Annotated in this window: 3 protein-coding genes; 2 read left to right on the top strand and 1 reads right to left on the bottom strand. The window is 68.4% G+C overall.

Annotation, left to right across the window (positions count from 1 at the left end; all coding sequences use genetic code 11):
• Positions 1-799 (top strand): pyridoxal phosphate-dependent decarboxylase family protein (locus RZ84_RS35505; RefSeq protein WP_241777631.1); only part of this gene is annotated, 799 nt, incomplete at its 5' end.
• Entirely contained in the window at positions 796-2,244 is a 1,449-nt protein-coding gene (locus tag RZ84_RS09205; protein ID WP_043263888.1) for a lysine N(6)-hydroxylase/L-ornithine N(5)-oxygenase family protein, read from the top strand. The genes RZ84_RS35505 and RZ84_RS09205, both read left to right, overlap by 4 nt.
• Positions 2,245-2,324: 80 nt before the next feature.
• On the opposite strand, the gene RZ84_RS09200 is transcribed toward RZ84_RS09205, so the two are convergent.
• A partial coding sequence (locus RZ84_RS09200) for a bifunctional metallophosphatase/5'-nucleotidase (protein WP_241777630.1) occupies positions 2,325-3,982 on the bottom strand: 1,658 nt, incomplete at its 5' end.

The raw sequence follows: 3,982 nt of genomic DNA, 5'->3' as shown, positions 1-3,982 counted from the left end.
CCCCCCCCCCGACGGCACCCTCGACCCCGCCACCGTCCACACCTGCCTCGCCGAACTCACCGCCCGCACCGGCTCCACCAACCCCGTTCTGCTCACCGCAACCGCCGGCACCACCGACACCGGCGCCATCGACCCCCTACCCGACCTCGCCGACCTCGCCGACCACCACCGCGCCCGCCTCCACATCGACGCCTCCTACGGCGGCCCCCTCCTCTTCAGCGACACCCACCGCACCGCCCTGAGCGGCCTCGCCCGCGCCCACACCGTCACCCTCGACCTGCACAAACTCGGCTGGCAGCCGGTCGCCGCCGGCCTCCTCGCCGTCCCCGGCCCCGCCACCCTCGCCCCCCTCGGCCACCAAGCCGACTACCTCAACGCCGACGACGACACCGAAGCCGGCCTCCCCGACCTCCTCGGCCGCTCCCTGCGCACCACCCGCCGCCCCGACATCCTCAAAATCGCCGTCACCCTCAAAGCCCTCGGCCGCCAGGGCCTCGGCGACCTCGTCGAACGCACCCTCGCCGCCGCCCAGACCCTCGCCGACCTCATCGACGCCCCCCCCCGCTACGAACTCCACTCCCGCCCCACCCTCACCACCGTCCTCTTCCGCCCCACCGACGCCGACGACACCACCCTCGCCGCCATCCGCCGCTCCCTCCTCACCGAAGGACACGCCGTCCTCGGCCGAGCCACCACCCCCACCGGCCTCTGGCTCAAGGCCACCCTCCTCAATCCCCACACCCAACCCGGAGACCTCACCACCCTCCTCAAACTCGTGGAAGGCCACACCCCCCGATGAACACCCCACCGCACACCGAACCGGAACCCGGCACCCCCGCCACCCACGGCCCCGACGAACCCCTCGACCTCGCCGGCATCGGCATCGGCCCCTTCAACCTCTCCCTCGCCGCCCTCGCCCACCCCCTCACCTCACTGCGCACCGCCTTCTACGACCTGCACCCCGCCTTCCACTGGCACCCCGGCCTCCTCATCGATGGCGCCACCCTCCAAGTCCCCTTCCTCGCCGACCTCGTCACCCTCGCCGACCCCACCAGCCCCTGGAGCTTCCTCAACTACCTCAAAACCCGTGAACGCCTCTTCCCCTTCTACTTCGCCGAGCGCTTCCACATCCACCGCGCCGAATACGACGCCTACTGCCGCTGGGTCAGCGAAAACCTCCCCACCCTCCACTTCGGCCACCACATCGACGCCGTCCGCTGGAACCACGAACGCAGCCTCTTCGAAGTCGACTTCACCCAACTCGGCGCCGAAGGAGACGCCGAAGCCCTCGGCCGCAGCTACGCCCGCAACCTCGTCCTCGGCATCGGCACCGCCCCCCACATCCCCATCCCCCTCCGCCCCCTCACCGAGGCCCCCGCCGTCCCCGTCATCCACTCCGCCGACTACCTCGACCACCGCGAACGCCTGCTCGCCGCCGACCACCTCACCGTCATCGGCGCCGGCCAGTCAGGCGCCGAAATCTTCCTCGACCAGCTCCGCGCCCGCCCCGCCGGCCGCGAAAACCTCCACTGGCTCGCCCGCACCCCCGCGTTCGCCCCCATGGAATACAGCAAACTCGGCCTCGAACACTTCACCCCCGACTACACCCGCTACTTCCACGCCCTCCCCGAACGCGTCCGCGACGAACTCCTCCCCGCCCAATGGCAACTCCACAAGGGCATCGACCACGACACCCTCGCCGCCATCCACGACGAGCTCTACCGCCGCACCCTCGACGGCGGCTGGCCCGCCACCACCCTCACCCCCGGCGTCCGCGTCCGCACCGCAGGACGCGTCGGCACCACCAAAGTCGAACTCCACCTCGAACACACCCAGCAAGGCAGCCGCTCCCGCCTCACCACCGACGCCGTCGTCCTCGCCACCGGCTACCGCGAACGCCGCCCCGACACCCTCCTCGCCGCCCTCGACCCCTACCTCCGCCGCGACGCCTCCGAACGCCCCCGCATCGACGAACACCACCGCCTCGTCCTCGACCCCGCCATCACCGCCACCGGCTGCCACATCTACGTCCAGAACGCCGAACGCCACACCCACGGCGTCGGCACCCCCGACCTCGGCCTCGCCGCCTGGCGCAGCGCCACCATCCTCAACTCCCTCACCAACAGCACCGCCTACCCCCTCCCCACCCGCACCGCCTTCACCACCTTCGGCCTGGCCCACCCCACACCCCAGCGCACCACCCCCATCCCCCGCCAGAGCTCCCACCTCGTCCCCCGCCACTGAACGCCACCGCCCCTCCCACCCCGCCGAAACCGGACCGGGAAAGAGGGGCGGCACACCCACAACCGACAAAACCACCCGCCTCAGAACACCGGCTTCCCGGCCCGCGTCAGCCGCCAGCCCACCGAAGCGAACACCGCCGGATCGATCACCTTCCTCGCCTTCACCCACCCGATGATCGTGTTCCGGATCTCGTCCGAATTCGACCACACCGACGTCGCCTTCGCCACATGCGGAAAACCACCACCGCCGTTCGCCCGGTAATTGTTCACCGCAAGCACGAACTGCGCCTTGTCGTCCAACGGCCTGCCCTGATACCGCAGATTCGTGATCCGCGAACCCGCCGGCTTCGCGATGTCGATGTCATACGTGAGCCCACCGACCACGTCGTAATTGAAGTCAGGCGTGTTGTTCGCGTTCGTCAGCTTCTTCGGATCCACCGGCGCACCCGGCGCCGTCCGCACGAAATACCGCGCCGAGAACTCCAGATAGTCCCGCAGCTGCGCCCCCGTCAACAGCCGTGCATCCAGCGTGTTCTCGTACACATACAGCCCCGCCACATCACGCAACGACACCCGGCCCGCCGGAATCGCCGCCGACCGCGAGAAACACGCCGCCTGCGACAACACCGGCAGCGACGCGTACTTGGTACCGGCCAGCGCCGACTTCACCGTGTCCACCTGCACGTAATTGACAAAGTCGATGATCGGCGTGTCCTTGTACGGAGCCTCGGCCGCCGACATCGCCGCCTTGCACGTCCCCACCACCTGGTTCACGTACTTCACGACCGCCTGGTGCTCACGCCGCACCAGCCGCGCGATCTCCGGATCCTCCGCCGCCGTATTGGCGTTGCGCACCTCCGCCTTCACCGACACCACCTCCCAGCGGCCCCGGCACCACTCCACCTCGAAATCGAAGACACTCAGCCGCATCCCCCACATCAGCGGCTCGGACAGCACCACACTCTGCCCCGTCTCCTTGTTCACCACCGTCCGGGACGCCACCTCCTTGTGCGTATGACCCACCAGAATCGCGTCGATACCCGGCACCTGCTCCGCCACCAGCGACGACGCGTTCTCCGGATACGGCAGCGCATCCCCGTACGACGTCGCACCGTCCAGACCCGAATGATCCGTACAGACCACCACGTCACAGCCGAGCGCGCGCAGCCTCGGCACATACACCTTCGCCTGCTCGACCAGCCCCGGGAACGTCAACTTCCCCTGCACATTGGCCTTGTCCCACACCGCGATACCAGGATTCGTCAACCCCAGAATGCCCACCCGGATATCCCGGTGACCCGGCACCTTGATCCGCTTCACCACATACGGCGGAAACGCCGGCTTCAACGTCCGCGCATCCAGCGCGTTCGCCGCCAGCAACGGGAAATCGCACTGCTCCTGGAACTTCCGCAGCACCGGAATACCGTAATTGAACTCATGATTACCGAGCGCCGCCGCGTCATACCGCATCCGGTTCATCGCCAACGCCATCGGATGCTTCGGACCGTGCGGCGCGGTGATCGGATCGACCCGCGCATAGTAATACGACAGCTGAGTGCCCTGAATGATGTCACCCGCGTCGATCAACAACGTACGATGCCGCCCCGCCTCCTTACGGGCCGCCGTCACCAACGTCGAGATCTTCGCCAGCCCCACATCATTGTGCGCCGCGTCGTCATACTCCTTGTCGGTGAAATAGTCCCAGTTGAACACATGCCCGTGCACATCCGTCGTGCCCA

The organism is Streptomyces sp. CT34 (assembly GCF_000805335.1).
Taxonomy (GTDB): Bacteria; Actinomycetota; Actinomycetes; order Streptomycetales; family Streptomycetaceae; genus Streptomyces.
Note: the sequence above shows the minus strand (reverse complement) of the source record. Positions and strands in the feature narration are given on the sequence as shown.